General features: G+C 34.9%; 29 protein-coding genes. 15 read left to right on the forward strand and 14 right to left on the reverse strand.

The window, feature by feature from the left end:
• The first annotated feature begins 36 nt into the window (after window positions 1-36).
• Window positions 37-603, forward strand: coding sequence for a DUF2892 domain-containing protein (locus GFU89_RS18595; RefSeq protein ID WP_318848564.1), 567 nt, complete (start codon window positions 37-39; stop codon window positions 601-603).
• A gap of 35 nt (window positions 604-638) precedes the next feature.
• Here GFU89_RS18595 and GFU89_RS18600 read toward each other — a convergent pair whose 3' ends face one another.
• The 4 genes from GFU89_RS18600 to GFU89_RS18615 all read right to left on the reverse strand — a co-directional run bounded on the left by GFU89_RS18600 (window position 639) and on the right by GFU89_RS18615 (window position 3,453).
• A complete protein-coding gene (locus tag GFU89_RS18600; RefSeq protein ID WP_318848565.1) occupies window positions 639-1,175 on the reverse strand; it encodes a hypothetical protein in 537 nt (178 codons plus the stop codon).
• A 4-nt stretch (window positions 1,176-1,179) separates the two neighbouring features.
• Window positions 1,180-1,815, reverse strand: a complete 636-nt coding sequence (locus tag GFU89_RS18605) for a trimeric intracellular cation channel family protein (RefSeq protein ID WP_318848566.1) — start codon at window positions 1,813-1,815, stop codon at window positions 1,180-1,182.
• 105 nt (window positions 1,816-1,920) lie between these two features.
• A complete protein-coding gene (gene coaD, locus GFU89_RS18610) occupies window positions 1,921-2,385 on the reverse strand; it encodes a pantetheine-phosphate adenylyltransferase (protein ID WP_076356137.1) in 465 nt (154 codons plus the stop codon).
• 84 nt (window positions 2,386-2,469) lie between these two features.
• The gene (locus GFU89_RS18615; RefSeq protein ID WP_318848567.1) at window positions 2,470-3,453 is read right to left on the reverse strand and encodes a D-alanine--D-alanine ligase; all 984 of its coding nucleotides are present in this window, start codon (window positions 3,451-3,453) and stop codon (window positions 2,470-2,472) included.
• Between the two features lie 156 nt (window positions 3,454-3,609).
• Here GFU89_RS18615 and GFU89_RS18620 point away from each other — a divergent pair, with 156 nt between their 5' ends.
• The 5 genes from GFU89_RS18620 (at window position 3,610) to murI (ending at window position 8,906) form a co-directional block, all read left to right on the forward strand.
• Window positions 3,610-4,689: a PASTA domain-containing protein gene (locus GFU89_RS18620; protein WP_318848568.1), complete on the forward strand. Its 1,080-nt coding sequence runs from the start codon at window positions 3,610-3,612 to the stop codon at window positions 4,687-4,689.
• A 73-nt stretch (window positions 4,690-4,762) separates the two neighbouring features.
• Window positions 4,763-5,836, forward strand: a complete 1,074-nt coding sequence (locus GFU89_RS18625) for an RluA family pseudouridine synthase (RefSeq protein WP_318848569.1) — start codon at window positions 4,763-4,765, stop codon at window positions 5,834-5,836.
• A gap of 51 nt (window positions 5,837-5,887) precedes the next feature.
• On the forward strand, window positions 5,888-6,838 hold the full coding sequence (locus GFU89_RS18630; RefSeq protein ID WP_318848570.1) for a PorP/SprF family type IX secretion system membrane protein: 951 nt from the start codon (window positions 5,888-5,890) through the stop codon (window positions 6,836-6,838).
• Window positions 6,839-6,889: 51 nt separating this feature from the next.
• Entirely contained in the window at window positions 6,890-8,014 is a 1,125-nt protein-coding gene (gene hemW, locus GFU89_RS18635) for a radical SAM family heme chaperone HemW (protein ID WP_318848571.1), read from the forward strand.
• A 61-nt stretch (window positions 8,015-8,075) separates the two neighbouring features.
• On the forward strand, window positions 8,076-8,906 hold the full coding sequence (murI, locus tag GFU89_RS18640; RefSeq protein WP_318848572.1) for a glutamate racemase: 831 nt from the start codon (window positions 8,076-8,078) through the stop codon (window positions 8,904-8,906).
• Window positions 8,907-8,987: 81 nt separating this feature from the next.
• On the opposite strand, the gene GFU89_RS18645 is transcribed toward murI, so the two are convergent.
• The gene (locus GFU89_RS18645; RefSeq protein WP_318848573.1) at window positions 8,988-9,587 is read right to left on the reverse strand and encodes a nitroreductase family protein; all 600 of its coding nucleotides are present in this window, start codon (window positions 9,585-9,587) and stop codon (window positions 8,988-8,990) included.
• 82 nt (window positions 9,588-9,669) lie between these two features.
• On the opposite strand from GFU89_RS18645, the gene GFU89_RS18650 reads away from it, so the two are divergent.
• Window positions 9,670-10,017 (forward strand): helix-turn-helix domain-containing protein, encoded by a 348-nt coding sequence (locus GFU89_RS18650; RefSeq protein ID WP_318848574.1) that lies wholly within the window; start codon window positions 9,670-9,672, stop codon window positions 10,015-10,017.
• Here the strand turns inward: GFU89_RS18650 and rsmD are convergent.
• The 6 genes from rsmD to GFU89_RS18680 form a co-directional block, all read right to left on the reverse strand.
• Window positions 10,014-10,586, reverse strand: coding sequence for a 16S rRNA (guanine(966)-N(2))-methyltransferase RsmD (gene rsmD, locus GFU89_RS18655; protein WP_318848575.1), 573 nt, complete (start codon window positions 10,584-10,586; stop codon window positions 10,014-10,016). The two genes, GFU89_RS18650 and rsmD, sit on opposite strands and share 4 nt — an antisense overlap.
• Window positions 10,587-10,670: 84 nt before the next feature.
• Complete coding sequence (locus GFU89_RS18660) at window positions 10,671-11,387, reverse strand: DUF3822 family protein (protein ID WP_318848576.1); 717 nt, start codon at window positions 11,385-11,387, stop codon at window positions 10,671-10,673.
• A gap of 18 nt (window positions 11,388-11,405) precedes the next feature.
• On the reverse strand, window positions 11,406-11,900 hold the full coding sequence (locus tag GFU89_RS18665; protein ID WP_318848577.1) for a Smr/MutS family protein: 495 nt from the start codon (window positions 11,898-11,900) through the stop codon (window positions 11,406-11,408).
• A 96-nt stretch (window positions 11,901-11,996) separates the two neighbouring features.
• Window positions 11,997-12,494 (reverse strand): metallophosphoesterase family protein, encoded by a 498-nt coding sequence (locus GFU89_RS18670; RefSeq protein WP_318848578.1) that lies wholly within the window; start codon window positions 12,492-12,494, stop codon window positions 11,997-11,999.
• On the reverse strand, window positions 12,494-12,943 hold the full coding sequence (locus GFU89_RS18675; protein WP_309434000.1) for a hypothetical protein: 450 nt from the start codon (window positions 12,941-12,943) through the stop codon (window positions 12,494-12,496). The genes GFU89_RS18670 and GFU89_RS18675 overlap by 1 nt, the downstream gene beginning before the upstream one ends.
• An 84-nt stretch (window positions 12,944-13,027) precedes the next feature.
• Window positions 13,028-13,492 (reverse strand): hypothetical protein, encoded by a 465-nt coding sequence (locus GFU89_RS18680; protein ID WP_318848579.1) that lies wholly within the window; start codon window positions 13,490-13,492, stop codon window positions 13,028-13,030.
• Window positions 13,493-13,590: 98 nt separating this feature from the next.
• On the opposite strand from GFU89_RS18680, the gene GFU89_RS18685 reads away from it, so the two are divergent.
• Both GFU89_RS18685 and GFU89_RS18690 read left to right on the forward strand, forming a co-directional pair.
• Window positions 13,591-15,141, forward strand: coding sequence for a serine hydrolase (locus GFU89_RS18685; protein ID WP_318848580.1), 1,551 nt, complete (start codon window positions 13,591-13,593; stop codon window positions 15,139-15,141).
• A gap of 133 nt (window positions 15,142-15,274) precedes the next feature.
• Window positions 15,275-16,483 (forward strand): retropepsin-like aspartic protease, encoded by a 1,209-nt coding sequence (locus GFU89_RS18690; protein WP_318848581.1) that lies wholly within the window; start codon window positions 15,275-15,277, stop codon window positions 16,481-16,483.
• A gap of 12 nt (window positions 16,484-16,495) precedes the next feature.
• Here the strand turns inward: GFU89_RS18690 and GFU89_RS18695 are convergent, their stop codons facing one another.
• Window positions 16,496-17,389 carry an archaemetzincin gene (locus GFU89_RS18695; protein WP_318848582.1) on the reverse strand — a complete coding sequence of 298 codons (894 nt, stop codon included), beginning with the start codon at window positions 17,387-17,389 and terminating at the stop codon, window positions 16,496-16,498.
• Window positions 17,370-17,846, reverse strand: a complete 477-nt coding sequence (locus tag GFU89_RS18700; RefSeq protein ID WP_318848583.1) for a SixA phosphatase family protein — start codon at window positions 17,844-17,846, stop codon at window positions 17,370-17,372. The genes GFU89_RS18695 and GFU89_RS18700 overlap by 20 nt, the downstream gene beginning before the upstream one ends.
• 115 nt (window positions 17,847-17,961) lie before the next feature.
• Between GFU89_RS18700 and ruvX the strand changes: the two genes are divergently transcribed.
• The 6 genes from ruvX to GFU89_RS18730 all read left to right on the forward strand — a co-directional run bounded on the left by ruvX (window position 17,962) and on the right by GFU89_RS18730 (window position 22,396).
• Window positions 17,962-18,378: a Holliday junction resolvase RuvX gene (gene ruvX / locus GFU89_RS18705; protein WP_318848584.1), complete on the forward strand. Its 417-nt coding sequence runs from the start codon at window positions 17,962-17,964 to the stop codon at window positions 18,376-18,378.
• On the forward strand, window positions 18,375-18,947 hold the full coding sequence (gene def, locus GFU89_RS18710; RefSeq protein ID WP_318848585.1) for a peptide deformylase: 573 nt from the start codon (window positions 18,375-18,377) through the stop codon (window positions 18,945-18,947). Before ruvX ends, def begins: the two co-directional genes overlap by 4 nt.
• A 75-nt stretch (window positions 18,948-19,022) precedes the next feature.
• Window positions 19,023-19,577 carry a DUF5606 domain-containing protein gene (locus tag GFU89_RS18715; RefSeq protein WP_318848586.1) on the forward strand — a complete coding sequence of 185 codons (555 nt, stop codon included), beginning with the start codon at window positions 19,023-19,025 and terminating at the stop codon, window positions 19,575-19,577.
• 275 nt (window positions 19,578-19,852) lie between these two features.
• Window positions 19,853-20,620, forward strand: coding sequence for a nucleoside triphosphate pyrophosphohydrolase (gene mazG, locus GFU89_RS18720; protein ID WP_318848587.1), 768 nt, complete (start codon window positions 19,853-19,855; stop codon window positions 20,618-20,620).
• A 56-nt stretch (window positions 20,621-20,676) separates the two neighbouring features.
• A complete protein-coding gene (locus GFU89_RS18725) occupies window positions 20,677-21,549 on the forward strand; it encodes an SdiA-regulated domain-containing protein (protein WP_318848588.1) in 873 nt (290 codons plus the stop codon).
• A gap of 37 nt (window positions 21,550-21,586) precedes the next feature.
• Window positions 21,587-22,396, forward strand: a complete 810-nt coding sequence (locus GFU89_RS18730) for a hypothetical protein (RefSeq protein ID WP_318848589.1) — start codon at window positions 21,587-21,589, stop codon at window positions 22,394-22,396.
• A gap of 80 nt (window positions 22,397-22,476) precedes the next feature.
• On the opposite strand, the gene GFU89_RS18735 is transcribed toward GFU89_RS18730, so the two are convergent.
• Window positions 22,477-23,199, reverse strand: coding sequence for a hypothetical protein (locus tag GFU89_RS18735; protein ID WP_318848590.1), 723 nt, complete (start codon window positions 23,197-23,199; stop codon window positions 22,477-22,479).
• Between the last annotated feature and the right edge of the window lie 216 nt (window positions 23,200-23,415).

Below are 23,415 nucleotides of genomic sequence, written 5' to 3' on the forward strand. Positions count from 1 at the left end.
TTAAATTTATTATCTTTGCACTTCTAAAATTTAATAATGAATAAATACATAAAAATTGCAATAGCAGCACTTCTTATCCTTGCAGGACTTTATTTGATGATTTTCACCAGAAATCTAGGATGGGGGATTGTTGTTTTTCTTTTAGCTGCATTTCCTATCGCTCTTTTCTTTAAAAATGAGTATATACTTTTGGCATTCTGGCAATTGAGAAAACAAAATATGGAGAAAGCCGGAGAATGGTTATCCAAAATAACAGACTATAAGGGACAGCTTCATAAAACACAGTACGGATATTTCCACTATTTATCTGGATTGACACAAGCTCAGGATCACCCTGCAAAAGTAGAACCTTTCATGAAGAAAGCTTTGGACTATGGTTTGAATATGAAGCATGACAGAGCGATGGCTACTTTAAATCTTGCAGCAGCAGCTATTTCTAAAGGAAGAAGACAGGAAGGGCAGAAGTTGTTGGAAGAAGCAAAGAGACTAGACAGTGCAGGTATGATGACTGATCAGATCAAGATGATGAAAGATCAGTTGAAAATGCCAACTATGCAGAAACATATGCATAATCCAAATATGAGACAGAGAGGAAAATTCTAAGAAATTTCCGATATCAATATAAAAGTCCTGAGAAATCAGGACTTTTTGTTTTTTATAATGGGAGGAGGTGGTGGTGCTTTATGTTTAAAAAATGTATCTTTTGGATAAATATTTTCCCTTACGGTAAATAAACTGTCATGCTTCATAAATTTATCCCGAAGTCCATCATCATAAAATTTACGGCTCTGGTTTTTATAAGTTACAGTTACCAATGGAAAATCTCCTTTCTCATATGGTTTATCTTCTTTATTCAGGAATTTAAGATAATTTTCAAAAGATAAAGGATCACCAGCTTTTACTTTGTAGATTATTTTTGGTAACGTTTGGCTGCTTTTATCATGTGATGATTCTTCAGAATATTTCTCCAGAAACAGAGTGTCGTTCTGTTTTGTAAAAGTATAAACTTCAAATGCAAAGAACATGCAGGCTGAAAGATCTGTCTTTATTTTGATAGTATCTCCGTTTTCCATTCTTTCTGAAAAATGATAAAGATCTTTATTCAAGTCAAATTTACTTTCATTTTTGCAGGAGTATAAAGAAAGTAACAGAATGGTGATAAGTAAGTTTCTCACTAAATTACATTTCCGAATTATTATGATCATACCCATAAAATTTAGGCATTTGCCAATGGTATTTTACAGCAAGTGTTCTGATAGCAACAATAAGAAGGATGGTGAGAATCTGTACAAATGTGTAGGAAAGGAGAGTGTATTTTGTCATCAATAAGAATACTGCTCCGCCCATAATACATGCTGTGGCATAAATTTCCTTTCTGAAAATCAATGGAATTCTGTTGAGCAATATATCCCGGATAATACCCCCGAAACAACCTGTAATGGTCCCTAATGCAATACAGATCATAGGATGGATGCCTGCATTTAAGCCTTTCTGAACTCCGATAATGGTAAATAAGCCAAGCCCAAAGCTGTCGAAGATAAATAAAGTTACCTTAAAATTCTTTTCAAGAGACTTGAAGACCATTGAAAAAATACTGGTCACCAGAATCAGGGTACACATCAGAATATCATGCATCCAGAATACAGGAATATCAAGCAGCAAGTCTCTTACAGTTCCGCCTCCCACAGAAGTTACAAATGCAATAATAAGTACCCCAAAAGGATCAAGCCGTTTCTGCATGGCTGCAAAACTTCCCGACATGGAAAAGGCAATGGTCCCCAGGACTTCTATTGCAAAATTGAACTGTTCGTGCATATCTGTTATAAATGGTAAATGATAATTGATTAATGATTTTTTGCTTAAGCAAATTCTTGGCCATTGTATCAATTATCATTTATCGCTTATCAAATATTGTTTTATTTATTTCTCCACTCTCACCGAGTCCGGAACCATCAGTTCATATTCGCCGCCGTGGGTGATGATTTCCCTGACGATGCTGCTGCTGATGAAAGATTTTCCTGAAGAGGTCAGTAAGAATACTGTTTCCAGTTTTTTGTGGGCTAAAGTTCTGTTCGTATGGGCAATCGCTTTTTCAAATTCAAAATCGGCTGGGTTTCTTAATCCTCTGATAATGTACTGAGCATTTTTTTCAAAACAGTAATCTACCGTTAAGCCCTCAAATGAATCTACTTCCACATTGGGAAATTCTGCTACGGAATTCTGGATAAATTCCATTCTTTTTTCAAGAGGGAACATATATTTCTTCTGAGAATTCTGTCCAATGGCGATGATTAATTTATCAAATAGCGGTGCCGCTCTTTCTATAATGTCGTAATGTCCTAGTGTAATCGGGTCAAATGACCCAGGGAAAACAGCAATTTTCATGTTGTACGAGTTATAATTTTGACTTGTGAATTATCTGTTATCAATTTTGACTTAGCTTCTAACAGATGATTTCTAACTTCTATTTTATTTATTTAAAGCTTTTTCAACTTCATTTCCACAAAGATCCATAATGGAAATTCCATAGTGTCTTGCCTGCTGAGGAAGAATACTTGCAGGAGAGAATCCCGGATTGGTATTCATTTCAAGCATATAAGGAATACCGTCCATCAAAATGAATTCACTTCTTGAAAATCCGCTCATTCCTAATGAATTGTATGCTCTTTTAGCAATTTCTTCCACTCTTTTTGTGGTTTCTTCGTCAATTCTTGCCGGTGTAATTTCTTCCGAAGCTCCTTCATATTTTGCTTCATAATCGAAAAACTCATTGGTAGGAACAATTTCTGTAATTCCTAAAACGACAGTTTCTCCTTTAAAATCAATAACTCCTACAGATACTTCCATACCGTCAAGGAAACTTTCAATCAGGATTTCATCATCTTCCTTGAATGCAATTTCAGTAGCAGCAATCAGTTCAGATTTTTCTTTTACTTTGGAAATTCCCAGAGAAGATCCGGATTGGTTTGGTTTTACAAATAGAGGAAGATTTAATTCTGATATAATTTTATCAACATTGATGTCTTCACCTTTTCTTAAATAAATACTTTTCGCAGAAGGAATTCCGTACTTTGATAATACAGCAAGGGTATCTTTTTTATTGAAAGTAAGAGCACTTTGGTAAAAACCACAGCCTGTATATTTTTGACCTATGGCATCCCAGTACGCCTGAAGAATTCCGTTTTCTCCCGGAGTTCCATGGATGATGTTGAAGCAGGCATCAAATTTTAAGGTTTCCCCATTGTCTAAAGTTACAGAAAAATCACCTCTGTTGATTTCGTATTTTTTATCATTTTCTCCTAAAAAATACCATTCATCTTTAAGGACTACTACTTTATATACGTCATAGAGATTTCTGTCTAAAGAATCATAAATCAATTGTCCGCTTTTTAAAGAAACGACATACTCATCAGAATAGCCTCCCATTACTACGGCAACACTTTTTTTGTTCATAACCATATAGTATCAATTAGGGCAAATTTAAACATTTTATGTAATGCAATATGGGAAATCGGCAAATTTTAAGATCAAAAATGAATTGTGTTAAATAAAAAGTCCATTCTAAAATTATTAGCTATATTTGCGGTTATAATTAAAGTATTTTTAAGTATGCTTAAATCACTTTTCAATTGGAAAGTTTTACTGAATTTAGTAATAGCCATCGGTGTTTTTGCTGGGTTGGTATGGCTCACATTTCGCTGGTTGGAACACCATACAAATCATGGTCAGGAAATACCTGTTCCTAATATAGTTAATAAATCTATACATGACGCTGTTAAAATTTTAGATGATACAGGATTGGAATATGAAGTAGACAGTGCCAACTATAATCCTAAATACAGACCGTTTCAGGTTCTTCAGGTTTATCCTGCACCGGGTTCCCGTGTAAAGGACGGAAGAACTGTGCATCTTACTGTAAACCCTAGAACATGGGCTCCAATTGCCGTTCCGGATGTTATCAATAAATATTCAGGGCTGGCATTCCAGAGATTGGATCAGGTAGGTCTTAAAATTGGTGATACTATTTATGAACCAAGTATTCAGAAGGATGCGCTTTTGCGTATTTTATATAAAGGAAATGCTGTAAATCCGGGAGCACGTTTACCTAGATTCTCCATAATCGACGTAGTAGTAGGTTCTGGTCCTATGAGAAATATTTCTATTCCTAATGTAGTGGGACTTTCTGTAAAAGAAGCAAGAGCAGTTATTGCAAAAAGTATGTTTGAGGTTGGATTGGTAGAACATGAAGATGGCAGCAAAGACGAATCTGATATTATTTATTATCAGGATCCTGCTTCAGGAGATGTTCGTGACCAGGGAATGCAGATTGACCTTTGGGCCAGTAAAAAAACTCCGGCAGAACTAAGAGCGAAAGTAGAACAGCTGAATTCTATCTACCGTATGAAAGTAGATACTTCACTGCCTCCGGTGCGATATGAAGAAGTACAACATGACGAGCCTAGTTATAGTGCTCCTGTAGTACCTGCACCTAGAAGAGAAACTCCAAAGCCTGAAGTACCAAAAGCTGAAACGCCTAAGACTCAGACAGCAACTTCTAAACCTGCTGCTTCAGGAACAGAGAAGCCTAAAACTTCTACTGCTGCCCCTGCTACAACTAAACCAGCTGCTTCAACAACGACACAACAGCCTGCTCAAAAGCCGAAAGCTAAGAAAGTAGTCGTAGAATAAGATCAAATTATTATAAAAAATACTGGCTTCAACTGCAAAATGTTGAAGCCTTTTGTGTAAAAAATATAAAACAATGTCAGAAGATAACGAAGATTTTTTAGATGAAGAATTATTAGATTCCAACAGTATTGAAAATATCGATATTGATGAGGAAAATAAAGGATTGTATGAGCATCTTAATATCACTGTTGACAGCAAACAGGACCCATTAAGAATTGATAAATTCCTTTTGATCCACAGACAAAATTCTTCAAGGAATAAAATTTCGCAGACCTGCAGAGCCGGAAATGTTGTAGTGAACGGAGCTCCGGTAAAACAGAATTATCGTGTGAAACCGGGAGATCAGATTTCTGTACTGCTTACTCATCCTCCAAGAGAGAATGTCATTATTCCGCAGGATATCCCTGTAAATATCATTTATGAAGATGATGATCTTGTTGTAGTGGATAAGGAACCGGGAATGGTAGTACATCCGGGATTCGGAAACTGGGACGGTACATTGGTGAATGCACTGGCTTTTCATTTTGAAAAGAATGGAGCAAAGTCTGATCTTGACAGGGTAGGACTTGTTCACAGGATTGATAAAGATACTTCTGGGCTGCTGGTGATTGCCAAGAATGAGTATGCATTAAGCTTTCTGGCAAAACAATTTTTCAACAGAACTACCAAAAGATTGTATTGGGCTTTTGTGTGGGGAAACCTACAGGATGAAGAAGGTACCATCAAAGGTCATATCGGAAGACATCCTAAAAACAGAATGCAGATGTCTGTCTATGAAGATGGCAGCCACGGGAAACATGCAGTAACCCATTATAAAGTCCTTGAAAGATTCAAATACATGACATGGATAGAATGTAAACTTGAGACAGGAAGAACGCATCAGATCAGGGCGCATTTCAGACATATTGGCCACACTTTGTTTAATGATGAAAGATATGAAGGCCATACTCCGTTAAGAGGAGTCAATCTTCCAAAATATAAGCAATTTATTAAAAATGTTTTTGAAATTTTGCCAAGACATGCGCTTCATGCTCATACCCTCGGATTTATACACCCAACGACTAAAAAGGAATTATATTTTGAGAGCCCAATGCCCAAAGATATGGCGGATGCTGTAAAAAAATGGAGAAATTATTTGGAAAACTAAAAATATATTGAGAATTTTTTTATATTTGTTGAATTGAAATCAAGATTTGTTATGAGAAAACTATATGCTATCGTATGTTTAGCTCTTTTGTCAAATGCATACAAAGCACAAGAATCACTACCATACTATCAGCAATATCTTTTGGATGGTGAGTTCCTGTTCAACCCAGCTCAATACGGAAAAACAGATTACGTACAGCTCAACGCCAATTATCAACAACAATTTTCAAAGTTCAACAATTCTCCGAATGTACAGTCAATCGGGATTAATGCGAATATCTTTGATAGAGTAGGTGCTGGTATCTCCGTATTCAGAGATAGCAACGGACCTATTTCTGCAGGGGGAATTACAGCAGGTGCTTCCTATTTTATTCCTCTTAGTAGTGAAGGAGATAGAAAAGACCAGTTCTCTTTTGGTACAAGTGTTAACTTCTATAACATGAACTTTGATTATTCTAAAATTAATACTGAGGAAGGAGGTGACCCATTATTGAGAGGTGAAGAAAGTAATATCTTCATGGTGTATGCAAACTTCGGTTTGGCAGCTACCTATAGAGGACTATTCGGGGGTGTTTCCGTAAATGATATTGCATTAAGTAATGATGCTTCTATCGTAAACAACTACGAGCCTTCTCCAATTAAATTCTTCTTAAACTTAGGATATAACTGGAACATTGCTGATAATATTACAATTGCACCTTCAGCATTGATCAACCTGAATACAAACTCAACGAGAATGATCGACTGGAACCTAATGGCGACTTTCTCTAATGATATCAACGCATTCTCTTTCGGGGTAAGCTACAGAACGGTTCAGAACAGATTTGATAATCAGAACCTGAGTATCTCTCCAATTGTAAAAGTGAGATTCAACAAATTCATGATCGGAGCTACTTATAACCTTGGAATATCTGATATCCAAAGCTATGGTGGAAACAGCTTCATGATTGGTCTTGGTTATAACTTTGACAACTTTATTAATGTTAGAGGATTTAGATACTAATCAATTTAATTTAAATAAATTTGAGCTCTGAAAAACTTCAGAGCTTTTTTTATGATATATATTCACATTCCGTTCTGTAAACAAAAATGTAGTTACTGCAATTTTCACTTTTCAACATCCCTGAATTTTAAGGATGAGATGCTTCGTGCAATGAAAACTGAACTGATGCTCAGAAAAGATGAACTACAGAACAGAACTCTGAAATCCCTGTATTTTGGCGGAGGAACCCCTTCTATTCTTTCCGTGGACGAAATCAATTCCTTAATTGATGAAGCATTACGGTATTTCAGTTTTGAAAAAGATATTGAAATTACTCTGGAAGCCAATCCGGATGATCTGGATAAAATTTTTTTAAAACAATTAGCCGGAACACCGGTGAACAGACTGTCTATTGGTACCCAAAGTTTTTTTGAAGAAGATTTAAAACTAATGAACAGAGCCCACACTGCTTCCGAGGCGGAAGGTTCTATTAAAAGGGCACAGGATTTTGGCTTTGAGAACCTGAGTATTGATCTGATCTACGGCTCACCAACCTCTAATCTTGAGATCTGGAAAGAAAACCTGAACAAAACAATAGCACTGGAAGTTCCTCATATTTCGTCTTATGCTTTGACAGTAGAACCCAAAACAGCTTTAGAAAACTGGATTTCAAAAGGAAAAGTAAAAAGTCCTAAAGAAGAAGAACAAAACAGAGAATTTTATTACTTATCTGACTTTTTAAAAGATAACGGCTTTGAACATTATGAAGTATCTAATTTCGCAAAACCAGGATTCTACTCCCGCCACAATTCTTCCTATTGGAAATATCAGGAATATCTGGGAATAGGACCTTCGGCACATTCTTATAACGGATTTGATGTTAGAAGCTGGAATGTAGCCAATAACCAGCAATACATTAAAAAGCTTAATGATAAATTATTAGCCAAAGAAGAAGAAATTCTTTCTCAGGAAGATCAGTTCAATGAAATGATCATGATTGGCTTACGTACCATCTGGGGTGTGGATCTTACGAGCTTAAAAAATAAATTTTCAGAGAGATTACTGGAACATTTTCAGAGAGAAATCAAAACGAAAATTGAAGAAGGTATTTTAATCATTGAAAACGACCATTTAAAAATTCCTGAGAAACATTGGTTTATGGCAGACGGAATTGCTTCGGATTTGTTTATTGTATAATGTTTCTATATATACAGATATGCCATAAAATTCACTATTTTTGTATAAAATTTCAGTTCATTTGAAAACTAAAAAACAAGATTATTCACATCTTTCACCAAGCCAGCCTATCGGAATTTTCGACAGCGGGGTGGGAGGCCTTACCGTTGCCAAAGAAATCAAAAGACTTCTGCCAAATGAAGATCTGATTTACTTTGGAGATACAAAGCACCTTCCTTACGGAGAAAAATCCAGGGAAGCCATCATTGAATATTCTACAAAGATCACCAATTTTCTGCTGGAACAGAACTGTAAAGCGATTGTGATAGCCTGTAATACGGCAACTGCTAATGCTTTAAATGAAGTGATGCAGTCTGTTGCGGGAAAAGTTCCTGTCATAGACGTTATCAATCCCGTAGCTGAAAAAGTATCCTACGAAATCCATAATAATGTAGGGGTTATTGCAACAAAAGCTACAGTAAATTCCGGGCTCTACAAAAAGAGTATCCGAAAGCATAATAAATGGATCAAAGTAGATGAATTGGCAACGCCATTGCTGGTTCCTGCTATTGAAGAAGGATTTAAAAACCATCCGATTACCCATGCTATTATTTATAATTATTTAAGCAATAGCAAATTAAAGAATATTGAAACGCTCATTTTAGGCTGTACTCACTATCCTCTTTTAATAGATGAAATTAAACAGTATTACGGAAACAGAGTTCGTGTCATAGACTCTCCGAATATTGTAGCCAATCATCTGAAGATTATTCTGGATAAATACAACCTTTTAAATGATCACAATCACAAACCGAATTATCATTTCTACCTTTCTGATCTTACCAAGAATTTTGAAAAGATCTCTAAGAAGTTCTTCGGAAAAACAATTGATTTAGAATTGAAAGTATTATAAATTAAAAGTCTGCCTCGTAGTGAAGCAGACTTTTTTATGAGTGTTCTTTGTGAAAAGAATTTGTAATATTTGTGTTTAAAATTACGCCTCTACAATTACTTTTTCAGCATTCAGTCTTTTCTTTGGATTAAACTTTGGCTGATTGGCATCTGTTTCATCTCTTTCCCCAATAGCTACTGCGAATAATGTTTCATATTCTTCATTTTTCAGAATAGCATCATATTCTTCAGGTTCAATTCCCTCCATAGGAGTAGAGTCTATTCCCATTGATGCACAGGCAGACAAAAGTACTCCTAATGATAAATATACCTGATGCCCTAACCATGATTTTATGGCATCGTCTCCTTTGGGCTTTACCATGGTCCGGTAATAATTAACAGAGCCTTCCGGAAGATTTTCTTCAATTTGTTTTTCAAAGCTTTCTATGTTTTTGATCACCTGGAAGATGATGACATGGCTGCTATCCAAAACTTTTTCTTTATTAAAGTAAGACTTATCACCCAACTGTTTTTTCAGTTCCGGATCATTTACAAAAATAAAATTCCATGGCTGGCTGTTGATGGATGAAGGGCTTAAATTTAAAATCTCTTGAAGTACTGTAATTTGTTCTTCACTGATTTTTCCTTGAGGGTTATACTTTTTTACAGTATACCTTTTTTTCATTTTGTCTAAAAAGTTCATAATTTTATACTATCATTTTTATAGTTACAAAATTAATTTAAGTTTAATAACTTTGCAATAACGGTAAAAAATGATAGTATAAATGTATACAGTAGATAATAAATCCTATCCTTGCTGTACGAGCGTAACCATGAGGTTTATAGGAGGAAAATGGAAAGCAGTAATTCTGCATCATTTAATTGATGGAGCCAAAAGATATAATGAATTAAGGAAATCTATTCCTACCATTACAGAAAGAACCTTAAGCCTGCAGCTTAAGCAGCTGGAGGAAGACGGGATTATAAACCGAACTGTTTTTACAGAAAAACCACCTTTGGTTGTTGAGTATGAGTTAACAGATTTTGGAAAAACTTTATTGCCGGTTTTGGAAGCTATTACAAAATGGGGTGAGGAAGCCCCGGTAATATCAAAAAAGATAATCAGGAATTAAAGTTCCTGATTATCTTGTTTATTAGGTTCAAAAAAACTAAAACTTACGTTTCCGTATTTTCGGGTTTCTATAAAATTGGGATGATCAATTTTCATACGGCTTTGGTGTTCTACAATAAGGACTCCGTTTTCTTTAAGGTATTTATTGTTTAAAACCAAAGAAATCATTTCGTAATACTTTTTCTCTTCCATTTCAAAAGGAGCATCAGAGAAAACAATTTCAAATGACTTTTTATTTCTGAATTTTTTCAGCCAGTCGAAGACATCATCTCTTTGTACATTGATCTGAAGTGACATGTCAAGTTCAGAAGCTGTAGAATTGATAAAAGAGGTATGTTTCGGATTCATTTCTACGGAAGTTACACTCTTACATCCTCTGGAAGCAAATTCGAAGGTAATAGAGCCAATTCCTGCAAACAGATCAAGGACAGCAATAGACTGCATATCATATTTGTTTTCCAGGATACTGAATAAAGCCTCTTTCGCAAAATCGGTGGTAGGCCTTACATCAAAGTTTTTAGGAGCGGCAATTTTTTTGGCTTTCCATTTGCCTGATATTATTCTGAACATATTTTTGTTAAGATTTTAGGTAAAAGATTATAGGTGGCGGGTAATATGTCCGGAATCTAATCCCTATTACCTGTGGTCTGCAATCTAGTTAAGTATAAAATTTTTGTTTGGAATATTGTCAAAAACAATTTTTAGGTTTTTAACAAATTTCTGAAGTTCGGAGATGAATGTTTCATTTTCCGTAGTTTCTCCATAAGCATAAAAGCTGGTCTCATTGATTCCAAAGCCTATCTTGCTCAATGTAAACATAATGAAGTAAAGAAAATCTACTTCTGAATTCACATCCAGGCTATTATAAAGAATGATTTTTTTATTGTCTATCGCAAAAAACTCACATTGATTGTGATAAAGATTGATGTGAATTTCCTTGCTGTTTTTATTATTGATTGAACTCAGAAACTTTTCTCCAGAGAAATTAAAATGAACCGGTATCGCCAGCTCCTTTATTTTCTTATAGTAGTTTTTCGGGAAAGTATAATAAAACTGGATATTGAATTTTTTGTTGATAGAAAGCATCAGTTCTTCCTTCTCTCTGTCGGTAGGGGCATTGAAGGCAATCAGATCAAATCCTGCTTCATGCTCGGAAAAACCTTCAGGCATCAGGGTAAAATGATTAAATGCCGAAATCACCTGGATCTCATCATAGCGCTGCTTAATAAGAACTTCGTCCAGCTTTTGCTCAATAAGATCGGCTGGTGTCTCTTCAGTAACGAAATAAGACTTTTCCTCCAGAATGTTTTTGTTTTTAACAATCTGGCAGATCAATCCGTCTTTGGTAAAAAGTAAATTAAGTACGTTCATATTTCAATTGCTGCAAATTTAGTGAAATTCTACCATTACCGCACCCGATTGATGGTGAAGTATTTCCTTATTATAAAAATCAATATTAACCTGGCTTTCCAGTACATCCCGAACCATCCTCTGCAGGGTGCCGTCACCAATACCATGAACAATTTCGAGTCTCTTCAGGTTGTTTTTCCTGCAAAACTCAATCACTGCAATGAGTTTCTCCTTTTGAATAAACAATCTTTCAAAGCTGTCATAGTCACTGGGATTCTTCACCAAATTATGAAAATGCAGGTCTAAAACCAAATGATTTTTCTGATGTTTCTTAGAAATGATTTTTTTAGACTCCGCTTTTCTTACCACTCTGATATTCTCATAAAGCTCCGAATCCTTCGGAACCAGTTTTTCTTTTGCATACTGGTGAGTAAAACCATATTCATCTTTAAAAACGACAATATTTCCTTTCACGGAAGTTACCACTCCGCTTAAATCTTCATCTACTACCGAAACCTTATCGCCAATTTTCATATTTTTTTAAGACTTGTCTGAATCTATTATTTGTACAAAGGTAGAAAGTAAAATGTATTGAAGACAAACTCCTTTACACTCAAACCCTCTCGCCCATCAAACTCTCGGGCCAAGTTCAATAATTTCCAGATCTTTGATTTCTTCACCATCTACAACAAATCGCATCATCGTTCTTACCTTATGCCAGCCCTGTTTTCCACAAGCCCCCGGATTAAGGTGCAGCAGGTTATTTTTCTCATCATACATCGCTTTCAAAATATGCGAATGTCCTGAAATAAATAATTTCGGAGTTTTTTCTGCTATTTCTTTTTTAGTAAGTGGAGTATATTTTCCGGGATAGCCTCCGATATGAATCATCAAGACCTCCAGCTTTTCACAAAAGAAACGGTTGACTTCCGGAAACTCAGCCTGAATTTTTGCCTCATCAATGTTTCCATACACTCCCTTCAGAGGTTTTATTTTTTCCAGTTGTTCAATGACATCAAGGTTTCCAAAATCGCCGCAATGCCATACTTCGTCAGCCTGAGAAGCATATTCCAGGATCCTGTCATCAATATAAGAATGTGAGTCGGAAAGGAGAAGGATCTTTGTCATTATCTAAGGGTTCTTTCTGTAATATTTTCGTGGTATTTATCTTTGAATATCGCTACACGATCAGGATTCAGTTCTCCGTCATGATTGATCACTCTTTCTTTTAATAACCATTTTACCAGTTTTTCCATTCCTTTTTTAGAATTCATAAAATTGGCAATTTTGGCTATATCTGTAGATTCTACTTTTGTTTTTTCAGGCAGAAAGTTCAGGATAAAATAATCATCGCTTACATAGCTAGGAGTTTCATTGTCCATATATCGGTAAAGAAGAATCTCTTCATCATCTTTCATGGAAAAAAATGAATACTGGGCTACATTGATTTTTTCAGCCTTCAGGATCTGCTTTCCATCCAATAAAACTTTATCATCTTTGATGGTTACGTCCTGAGAAAAATATAAATTACAGCTTATCATCAGTAAGAAGAAAGCCAATAATCTGTTTACTGCCATTTTTTGATTTTTTTAAGACTGCAAATATAAGAAGCTTTAATCAACTTATCAGATCTGATTATTCTCCGAAAATAATTAAGAATATCAGTCAGTGATATTTTTTGTTTTCCTGATAGAATCCATTTTCTTTTCTATATCTGCACTGAAAACCTTTTTTAGTTTCAGTTGATTTTCCGTAAGTTTTGAAATAACAAAAGTGCCGGTCATATTGGTATTGGAAGGAAATATTAAAGTTACTGTAGAATCTGAAGCTTTTTTCCAGTTCCCGATGTAACGGTCTGGTTTTTCACTTTTAGTAACCGGTTCTTCCAAAGTATCATACCTTAATGCTGATTTAATCAGGTTTCCTGTAATTTTTCCATTCTTCTGAAATCTGATGCCTTCTCTTCTTGCCTCAAAACCATCCTGCTTTTCGTAGGTATAAATATAAGTATCCATTTTACTGAGATTCCATGTTTGTAAAAGTAAAGGATTGGAAGTTCTGTCCTGAGCTTTGATACAACTGATAGCAAATAGAGAGAAAATACAGATACAAATAGGCTTTTTCATGAATACAACGGGTTTATCGGTAAAATAAGTAAACTTTTAACAATGCTAAAATTAGCATCACTTAATATTTAGTAAATTTGGGAAAATTAAAATAAACAATGAAACAGAAACTTTCTTTTTTCATTTTTCTTTTGACCGTGGGATTGGCCAACGCGCAGGTTGAAGAAAAAAAGCTGGATGAACTGATCCAAAATACCCTGAAAACTTTTGATGTACCGGGAATGTCCGTAGGAATTATAAAAGATGGAAAAGTAATCTATTCCAAAGGTTTTGGAGTGCGTTCTCTTACGACCAAACAGCCTATGGATGATAATACATTGGTGGGGATTGCTTCCAATTCTAAAGGTTTTACGTGTACAGCATTGGCAATTCTGGCAGATGAAGGAAAACTGAACTGGGATGATAAAGTTTCAAAATATATTCCTGAGTTCCAAATGTACGATCCTTACGTTTCTCAAAATGTAACGATAAAAGATCTTATTACCCACAGGGCCGGATTAGGTCTTGGACAGGGAGATTTAATGTTTTTTCCGGAAGGAGGAAACTTAACAGTGAATGATATTGTTCACAATGTAAGATATCTGAAACCAGAAAATCCTTTCAGAACAAAATTAGATTATAATAACATCATGTTTATTGTTGCGGGAGAAGTAATTCACAGAGTTTCCGGATTAAGCTGGGCAGACTTTATTGAACAGAGAATCATGAAGCCTGTAGGGATGACTTCAAGTTTTGGGAGCTATAACAGAGCAAAAGCAAAAGCAACAGCCAACAAAATTGATGCTCATGCTCCTGTAGACGGAAAAGCAATTGCCGTTCCCCATGATTGGAACGAAACAGGAAATGCAGCAGGGGGAATCATGAGTAACATTAAAGATATGACGATCTGGGCAGAATGTCTGCTAAACAATTTTACCACTAAAGATGGGAAAAAATTAGTTTCAGATAAAAATGTTCAGCAGCTTTGGAATCTTCAGATCCCTGATAGAGTAGCGGCAAAAAATCCATATGATACAAGCTTCTACGGATATGGTTTAGGCTGGTTCCTGAGCGATGTTAAAGGACATAAACAAATACAGCATACGGGTGGATTAATTGGAACGGTTACCCAGTTTACTCTGATTCCGGATATGAAACTGGGAATTGTTGTATTAACGAATCAACAGTCCGGAGCTGCTTTCAATACCATTACCAATACGGTGAAAGATTCTTACCTTGGGGTGGCAGACAGAAACTGGCTGAAAACATATGGTGAGAGAATGTCTAAAATGGAGACTGAATTCAACAAACAAAAGAAAGACGCGTTTGCAAAATCTGAAGCATTTAAAAAAGAAAAATCCCTTCAGCCAAAAGCAGAGCAGTTTACAGGAACTTACAATGATGTATGGTTTGGTGATGTAGAAGTTGCACAACAGGGAAGTACTTATAGAATTTCATGCAAAAATTCTCCAAGATTAAAAGGAGAACTGCTTCCTTATTCCAACAATTCTTTCATTATCAAATGGGACGACAGAAGCTATGATGCAGATGCTTATATTATTTTCAGTTATGACGAAAACGGAAAGGCAGAGTCTGCAAAATTAAAGGCGGTTTCTGATGTGACAGATTTCAGTTTTGATTTTGATGATCTTGATTTGAAGAGAAAGTAATAAGTTTTTCTTACGCGGAAAATAAAAAATCCATATTTATTTATATCTTTAAATGTAAATAAATGTGGATTTACCATTTTGTAAATGAATGGGTTATGTCTATTTTATTAAAAGGAAAATAATCGGAATGCCCATGAAAAATAATTCTTTTCTTACTGCCACTTTCTTACTTCTCTTCATTTCAACAGGATGTTTGAATGCTGTTTTTTCCCAAAAAAAAATTCCTGTAATAAAATCAACAAGTGATAATGCTGTAATTTATGATGGAACAAATGTTAAAATGAATTGGAAACTGGAGCCCCAATTACGACCTGATATTTATTATGTAAACCTTCCCTACAAAAGAAGTAAAGTAAAACTTGTTACTGATCAGGGAAAGATAAGTTTTAATACCCAATATGGAAAAAGTTATGATGTAATAGTTTTACGCAACGGAAAAGATAGCTGTCTGGTTCGCATTATGGCAGCAGAAGATCCATCTTTTATTTCATTGAAGCAGAATAAAAATAAACCCTACCCTCTGGAAATTCCTTTTACTATTACGGGATCACGAATTTATTTTAAAGGAATTCTGAATGAAAAAGAGGAGGTAAACATTCAGTTTGATCTTGGAGCCGGGACATCTTGCATTAATAAGCTTGTTTCAGAAAAACTGAAAGTTGCTTTTACAAGTAAAACAATGGTAAGCAATACCCAAGGTGTTAATGAAGCTCGCACAAGTTCCAGAAATATATTACAGATTGGTGATGCTGTCTGGAAAGAAGTTCCTTTAACAGAAGTGGGAAATATGAAACCAGAGGAAGATTTGATTATAGGAAATGGTTTTTTCAGAGATAGAATTATAGAGATTGATTATGATCGGAAAATGATAATTATTTATGCTGAATTACCGGATAAAGCTAAAATATTTAAAAAACAGGCAGTTTTTTATGAGCAAAACCGTCCGAAATTCAATGTTGACTTTATCCAGAATGATAGAAAATATTCTTTTTGGTTTCTGTTTGATACCGGTAGAGAAGGAACTATGCTTGTTGGAGACGATTTTACAAGCCAAGGTAAAAATTGGGAAAACCTGAAGGAGTTACAAATGTTGAATGATAAAAAGTTGATCCGGTTGAATGCTTTTATTGGGGGAAGAGAATTTAAAGATATTGTAACGAATGCTGCAGATCCTCTAAAACCAACGGGAAGACCAACTCTATTCGGAAATCAGATTCTCAGTCAGTTTAATGTAATATTAGATAATAAAGAAGGTATGCTTTATTTAAAACCAAATACACGGACTAAAGAGCCTTATATGAACTATGACAAATATCTGAAAGAAGTTGGTCATAAGAAATAATGAAAAAAATCACTATTGCAATTCATTGAGATCCCGGTCTGCCCAATTCAATTCTGAATTTAGATGTTGTTTCCCAAAGAAACTTTTTAATTCAAGTAATCTTTTCTTATTGTCATGCGGTATACTTGCATTCAGCTTCATTTGACATAATGAGCAGGCTCTTGCAAGATGATAATCAGTTTCTGTCAAAGAATTGGTTCCATTCATCACACAATTGGCATTCAGACAATGGCTGATTCCAAACATATGCTCGATCTCGTGAGAACTTATTTTTATTAATCTCAGAAAACTCTCATTGAAATTGGAATCGGTTAAATAACCGTTTGCAAATCTATACATGGACGTTACCCCTACGCCCTCTTCATAAGATGCAAGTCCGAAAATGTAGTTCCATTCCGGCCGCGGGAAAAGATCTTTTTCTGTAATTCCCATTAATACTACAGCATCTTTAGGCTTTCTTTTAATCAGAATGCTGTCCAGAACGTAACTTGCCAGAATTTGCTCTTGTCCCTCCTTTGAAATTCTTTTGATCTTTTCAGGAAAGATTGTATTGGGTAAAGCGGGAAGAATCTTTGTCTCCAGCTGGAAATATATTTTTAAATATTCTTTGGTGAGTGTTATTTCTCTTTTCTGAAGTTCATCAAACTTTCCGATCGGCTGAAGATAAATGATATTTTTTCCAAGTTCAGGTTTTATTTTTTTAAATTTCTGAAAATCTTCAAACGTCTGAAATTTTTCATCATGATTGTACCGCCAGCTTCCGGGCTTTGGAGAAGAAGAAAGCTTAATATCATTCGGTGCAATAGATTCATAGTACGTTTTCTTCTGTTTCTGACAGGAGAAAAGGAGGATTAATATCGTGGCATAAAAAAATAATGAAGTAAATTTATATTTTCCCCGGTTCATAAAAGAAAAGAAGTTTCTTTTTGGCACCGTCAAACTCGGACCAGGATTCACAGTCTACTTCAAAACCAGCAACCCCACAGGTGGGAAAATGGAAAATATCTTCAGAAATGGAATTGGCAAAATTGGAAATTCCATTATTATGAGAGAAAAAAGCAACAGAATTCAGGGTATCATCCAGGTCATAGATTACAGATTCAAAACTTGTTTCCGATGGATTGTACAATTTTTCATCAGTAGAACAGTTTAGTTGATAGGCCTGATTGAAAATTTTACAAGTATTCAATGCACGTACCGCAGGGCTGGACACAAAGTGATCAATGGAAATGTTATTGTTTTTAAGGAATCTGGACATGTGCATAGCGTCTGTCAAACCCTTGTCTGCCAATGGTCTGTCAAAGTCCTCCGTTTCCTCCGGCCAGTCGCTTTTTGCATGTCTTACGAGGATGAGTTTCTTCATATAATTGTTTTTTGGAAGATTAAAATTATAAAAAAAATAATGGAATAAAACATGATTTATATAAAAAAACTGCGTTATGAATAAAATCAGTAAATTTTACTAAATTTGCAGACTTATGGGACAAATCCTTGCAATTGACTACGGAAAGGCTCGTTGTGGTATCGCTGCAACAGATGATATGCAGATTATAGCCAGTGGGCTGGAGACTGTGGAGAACCGTTTTTTACTGGAATTTTTGAAAAAATATTTCAATGAAAATAAGGTAGATGAGGTAGTAGTTGGGCTTCCCATAGATTTGAAAGGAAACGTTTCGGAAGTGGAAACCGATATTTTAAAATTCATTGAAGAATTTAAAAAAGAATTTTCGGATATTGCGGTCCATCGTTTTGATGAAAGATTTACTTCCAAAATGGCTTCATTTTTTATTTCCCAAAGTGGAAAAAGTAAAAAAAAGAGGCAGGAAAAAGGATTAATAGATAAAGTAAGTGCAACCATCATATTGCAGAATTTTTTAGAACAAAGATTAAGATGATTTTACCGATAAGAGCTTTTGGGGATCCTGTTTTGAGAAAAGTAGGAAAAGATATAGACAAAGACTATCCCGAATTACAGGAACTGTTAGATAACATGTTTGAAACGATGTACAGCGCAAACGGCATAGGTCTTGCAGCGCCTCAGATCGGTTTAGATATCCGTATATTTATAATAGATGTGACTCCTCTTGCTGAAGATGAGGATTATGAAGATATTAAAGATGAGTTGGCAGAGTTCAAAAAAGTATTCATCAATGCCAGAATTCTTGAAGAATCAGGTGAAGAATGGAAGTTCAATGAAGGCTGTCTGTCTATTCCGGATATAAGAGAAGACGTAAAAAGAAAAGGCACAATCGTTATTGAATATTATGACGAAAATTTTGTGAAACATACAGAAACTTTTTCCGATATTAGAGCCCGCGTAATTCAGCATGAATATGACCACATTGAAGGGGTACTGTTTACTGACCATCTGAGTGCTCTGAAGAAGAAACTGGTAAAAGGTAAACTGACAAAAATCTCTCAGGGTGATGTGAATATTGGTTACAAAATGAGATTTCCAAAATAATTTAAACAAGGATAAAAGAAATAATATAAAGCAAAAAGCTTAGGGCTGATTGCAGAATTTACAAAAAATAAAATTATGCTGTTAGAAAAAATAATTTCAATTTCTGGAAAACCAGGACTTTACAAATTAGTTTCTCAATTAAGAAACGGATTCATCATTGAAGATGTTACCAGTAAGAAAAAAGTGAGTATTGGAAACTCAAGCCAGGTAAGTTTATTGGACAATATTGCCATGTTTACATTTGAGAAAGAAGTTCCTTTGTTCGAAGTTTTTGAAAATATTGCTAAAAACAACGACTATAAAGAAACAATCTCTCACAAATCTTCTGATGCAGATCTGAAAGATTTTATGTTGGCATCTCTTCCTAACTATGATACAGAAAGAGTATATGCTTCTGATATCAAAAAATTGGCTCAGTGGTACAATGTACTTCATAAAGCGGGATATATTACTCCTGAAAGTTTTGTGAAAGCTGAGGCTGAAACTTTAGATGGAGAACCTGCAGAAGAGCTAAACATTGAAAAAGAAGCTAAAAAAGCTCCAAAAGCAGAAAAACCTGCTGCACAAAAAGTAAAAGCTACTTCAGCTGCAAAATCAGCTCCAAAAAGTACACACAGAAAACAAGGATAATTCAGTTCTGAATTAAAAATACAAAGCCTTGTCGGGATTTCCTGGCAAGGCTTTTTTGTTTTTAGGTAGCAGGTAGGAGATGATAGGTAGCAGGGATTAGGGAAATTTTCTGCTGAGTTCAAATTTCGTCTTTATCATTAAACATTGAACGCGATGACGAATCTCGCACCCCGTACCTCGTAACGCATCTATAATCTCTCAACTTTCAACCCCAACCTTTGCCATAGACCCGAAATATCCCTTACATTTGTATAAGATTGAATTTCCCATTACTTATGAATACGAAACAGGAGAAACTAGAGGCCTTCGGAAGATTACTGGATATCATGGATGATCTGCGTGAAAAATGTCCGTGGGACCAGAAACAGACCTTAGAGTCTCTTCGCCATCTTACCCTTGAAGAAACTTATGAGCTTTCAGATGCTATTTTACAGGACGATTTGCAGGAAATAAAAAAAGAACTGGGTGATGTTTTGCTTCACTTAGTTTTTTATGCTAAAATTGGATCAGAAAAAGAAAGTTTTGATATTGCAGATGTGATCAATTCTCTTAATGAAAAGCTGATCTTCCGCCATCCTCATATCTATGGAGATGTTGAAGTGAAAGACGAAGAAGAAGTGAAACAGAATTGGGAAAAACTAAAACTCAAAGAAGGAAATAAATCCATTTTGGGCGGAGTACCGAAAAGTTTGCCAAGTATGGTAAAAGCGTATAGAATTCAGGACAAAGTAAAAGGAATTGGTTTTGAATTTCATGATGCTGAAGATGCCTGGAAAAAAGTGGATGAAGAGATTCAGGAGTTTCATGCTGAGACTGATCTTCATAAAAAGGAACAGGAACTGGGTGATGTGTTTTTCTCACTGATCAATTATGCAAGAATTTCAGGAATTAATCCCGATTCTGCTTTAGAAAGAACCAACCTGAAGTTTATTTCACGATTTCAGAAGATGGAAGGACTTGCGGAAGAGCAGGATCTAAAACTGGCAGATATGTCTCTGGAAGAAATGGATGTTCTTTGGGAAAAGGCAAAAAAACTTTCATAGTTTCCGATTGGAACAATTAATGCTTCTTACATTCAATTAAAAAAATAAAAATATATATGTTACGCTTTCTTATTTTACCTGCTTTGCTTTTATTGAGCTGCAATCCAAAAGCTCAGAATTCTCCGCCTAATGAGGATGAATTGAAAGTCCAGTTTTCTCTACCTAAAAAGTTGAAGGAAGTTTCCGGAATTACTTTGTCAAAAGATAAGAAAACAATCTGGGTGATAGAAGACAGAGGAAATAAAAATGCTATATACGGACTGAGTGATAAAGGTGATATGCTGGCAAAAGTACCGGTAGAAAATGCTGAGAATACAGACTGGGAAGATATCATATCAGATTCTCAGGGAAATATTTATATTGGAGATTTTGGAAATAATGATAATAACAGACAGGATCTGGCTATTTTAAAAACCGATTTGAAAGACAGCAGACAAACAGTTACAAAAGTTGTTCAGACTACAAAATTCCATTATCAGGGCCAGACAGAATTTCCTCCCAAAAAATCAAATCTGTTATACGATTGTGAAGCTTTTGTAGAAATGGATGGCAATTTTTACTTATTCACAAAAAACAGGAGTAAAGGTTTTGACGGAACTTTCCTTGTGTTCCAGGTGCCTAATAAAGAAGGTGATTTTGAAGCAAAGTTAATAGGAACATTGAAACTTCAGGGCGGGTATAATGATGCTGCCATTACTTCAGCTACGATCAACAGTACCAAGGATAAGATTGTATTGCTGACGCATAAAAATGTTCACGTTCTTACAGGTTTTACAGCTAATGATTTCAGCTCTGCTAAAATTCAGAAAATTTCATTGAATCATAATTCACAAAAAGAAGCTATTGTTTTTCTTGATGATAAAACAGTAATGATTGCTGATGAGAAAGGGAAGAATGAAGGTGGAAATGTTTTTACTTTTTCTTTTTAGGTTGTTTATTCTTACTTTTGCAGCCTATTAGATAACCATGAAAAAAATATTTTATATTTTATTTGCACTAAGTTTATTTTCGTGCAGTACGAATGATGATGCAATAGAGCATACACAAGCGGAGCTACAACCTGATAAGGGGTATATTTTTGAGATGGATTATCGTTTTTCTACGATGCCTAGTCCTGAAAAATATTACCAGTTTACCTATGAGAATAATCGCTTAAAAAGTATGCTTGGGAAATATTATTATTCTACAGGTATTGGCGGTTTTTTTAATCCTAATGTACTTACCCAGCTGACATATACTGGTAATAAAGTGCAAGTGGATCATTTCGGACCAGAGGGATTTGAAAGTTATGGAACCGTTATCTATTTAATGGAAAATAACAGACCCATAAAAGCTGAAAAGTATGTGAACTATACCGGCTATCCTTCCTACGTAGAAACATCAAAAAGCTATGCATATGAGCAAGATAAAATAACGACCTATGTAAAAAAGGGTGGTTTTGAATATTATACATCATATTACTTAAATAGTAATAATAATCTTATTAAGAGTGAAGTATTGGAAAAAACGGGAGGTGTAGATAATAAAATAACGACTACTACCTATTCTGATTTTGACAACGCTGCAAATCCATTCAAAAAACTATATTTGATCAATGATGATTTTTACGAAAAAAGTTTATCTACAAATAATTTCAGAGCAAAAGAAACGATTAGTCAATATCTGCCCAACCCTGCTAATGGCAATATGACGTATCCGCCAGGGCATTCAAGCAGTCAATGGAATTATAAATATGATACAAACGGACAGGTACTATTATACTTTCCATTCCCATAATTATACTAAATACAAAATCCACAGAGTAAATCTGTGGATTTTTTAATATATGAATGTAATTGAAGTGATTTAATTGTTTATTACGGAGTAAGATATGATATGTGGATATTGCCGCTTGAAAGCCTGAAATCCTGTGTATATCGGCAGCGTATTCTGAAGGTTTCTCCCGTATTAAAAAAGTTAATGGATGAAAGATTATGATTCAATCCTGTAGTACGCTCTCCATGTCCGGTAGATATTCCTGCAAGTGTTGTCAATGCAGGAGATACTTTTTGGATATAAGAATTGGCAGTTCCTGCAGTGTGTCCTGATGGATTTAAATTCAAATCATAGGTTGCATAAGGAACAATATTATAAAACCCAGGTTTTACTACTGTGAAAAGCCCTGTTGATGAGTTATAAGTCAAATAAGCTGTATCAATCTTATTGCTCACATTGAAAACATAGGTTTGTGAATAACTTTCATGTGTGCTGACTGGAGTAGAATGTGTTCCTGTATAACTACCGCTGGATGGGCTGATGTCTGTTTTATTTCCAACGTAGACCACTTTTAAGAAGTTTTCAGATTCTATCGTTTTCCATACCGGAGTATTTCCAGCTCCGTTTGACATCAGAACTTCCCCTTTGTTTCCTGAATTACCTTTTGTTCTATCATCACCGCCTACATTTAGGTCTTTAACTACCTGCAGTGAACCATTGACATGTAATGTATGTTGAGGTGTTGAAGTCTTAATCCCTATCTGTGCATTTAAATGAATGAACATGACAAATAGTGCCATATATAATAGCTTTTTTTTCATCATCTGTTGATTTTTTGTTGCAGCAAATATAAAATGTTTTTAAAATGTCCTTTTTTTAAAGAATTGATAAACATATAGTGCTATGTGTTGCATTGACTTATATAGCTGAAAATATGGCTTTTATTTAAAAGCCATATTTGTTTTATTAGTGAAAAATGTAAGCTGAAAATTAGAATTATTAAATTTAATTAAAATTGATTTTTTTTTGAATGTTCAATA

This window comes from Chryseobacterium sp. JV558 (genome assembly GCF_033712365.1).
Lineage (GTDB): Bacteria > Bacteroidota > Bacteroidia > Flavobacteriales > Weeksellaceae > Chryseobacterium.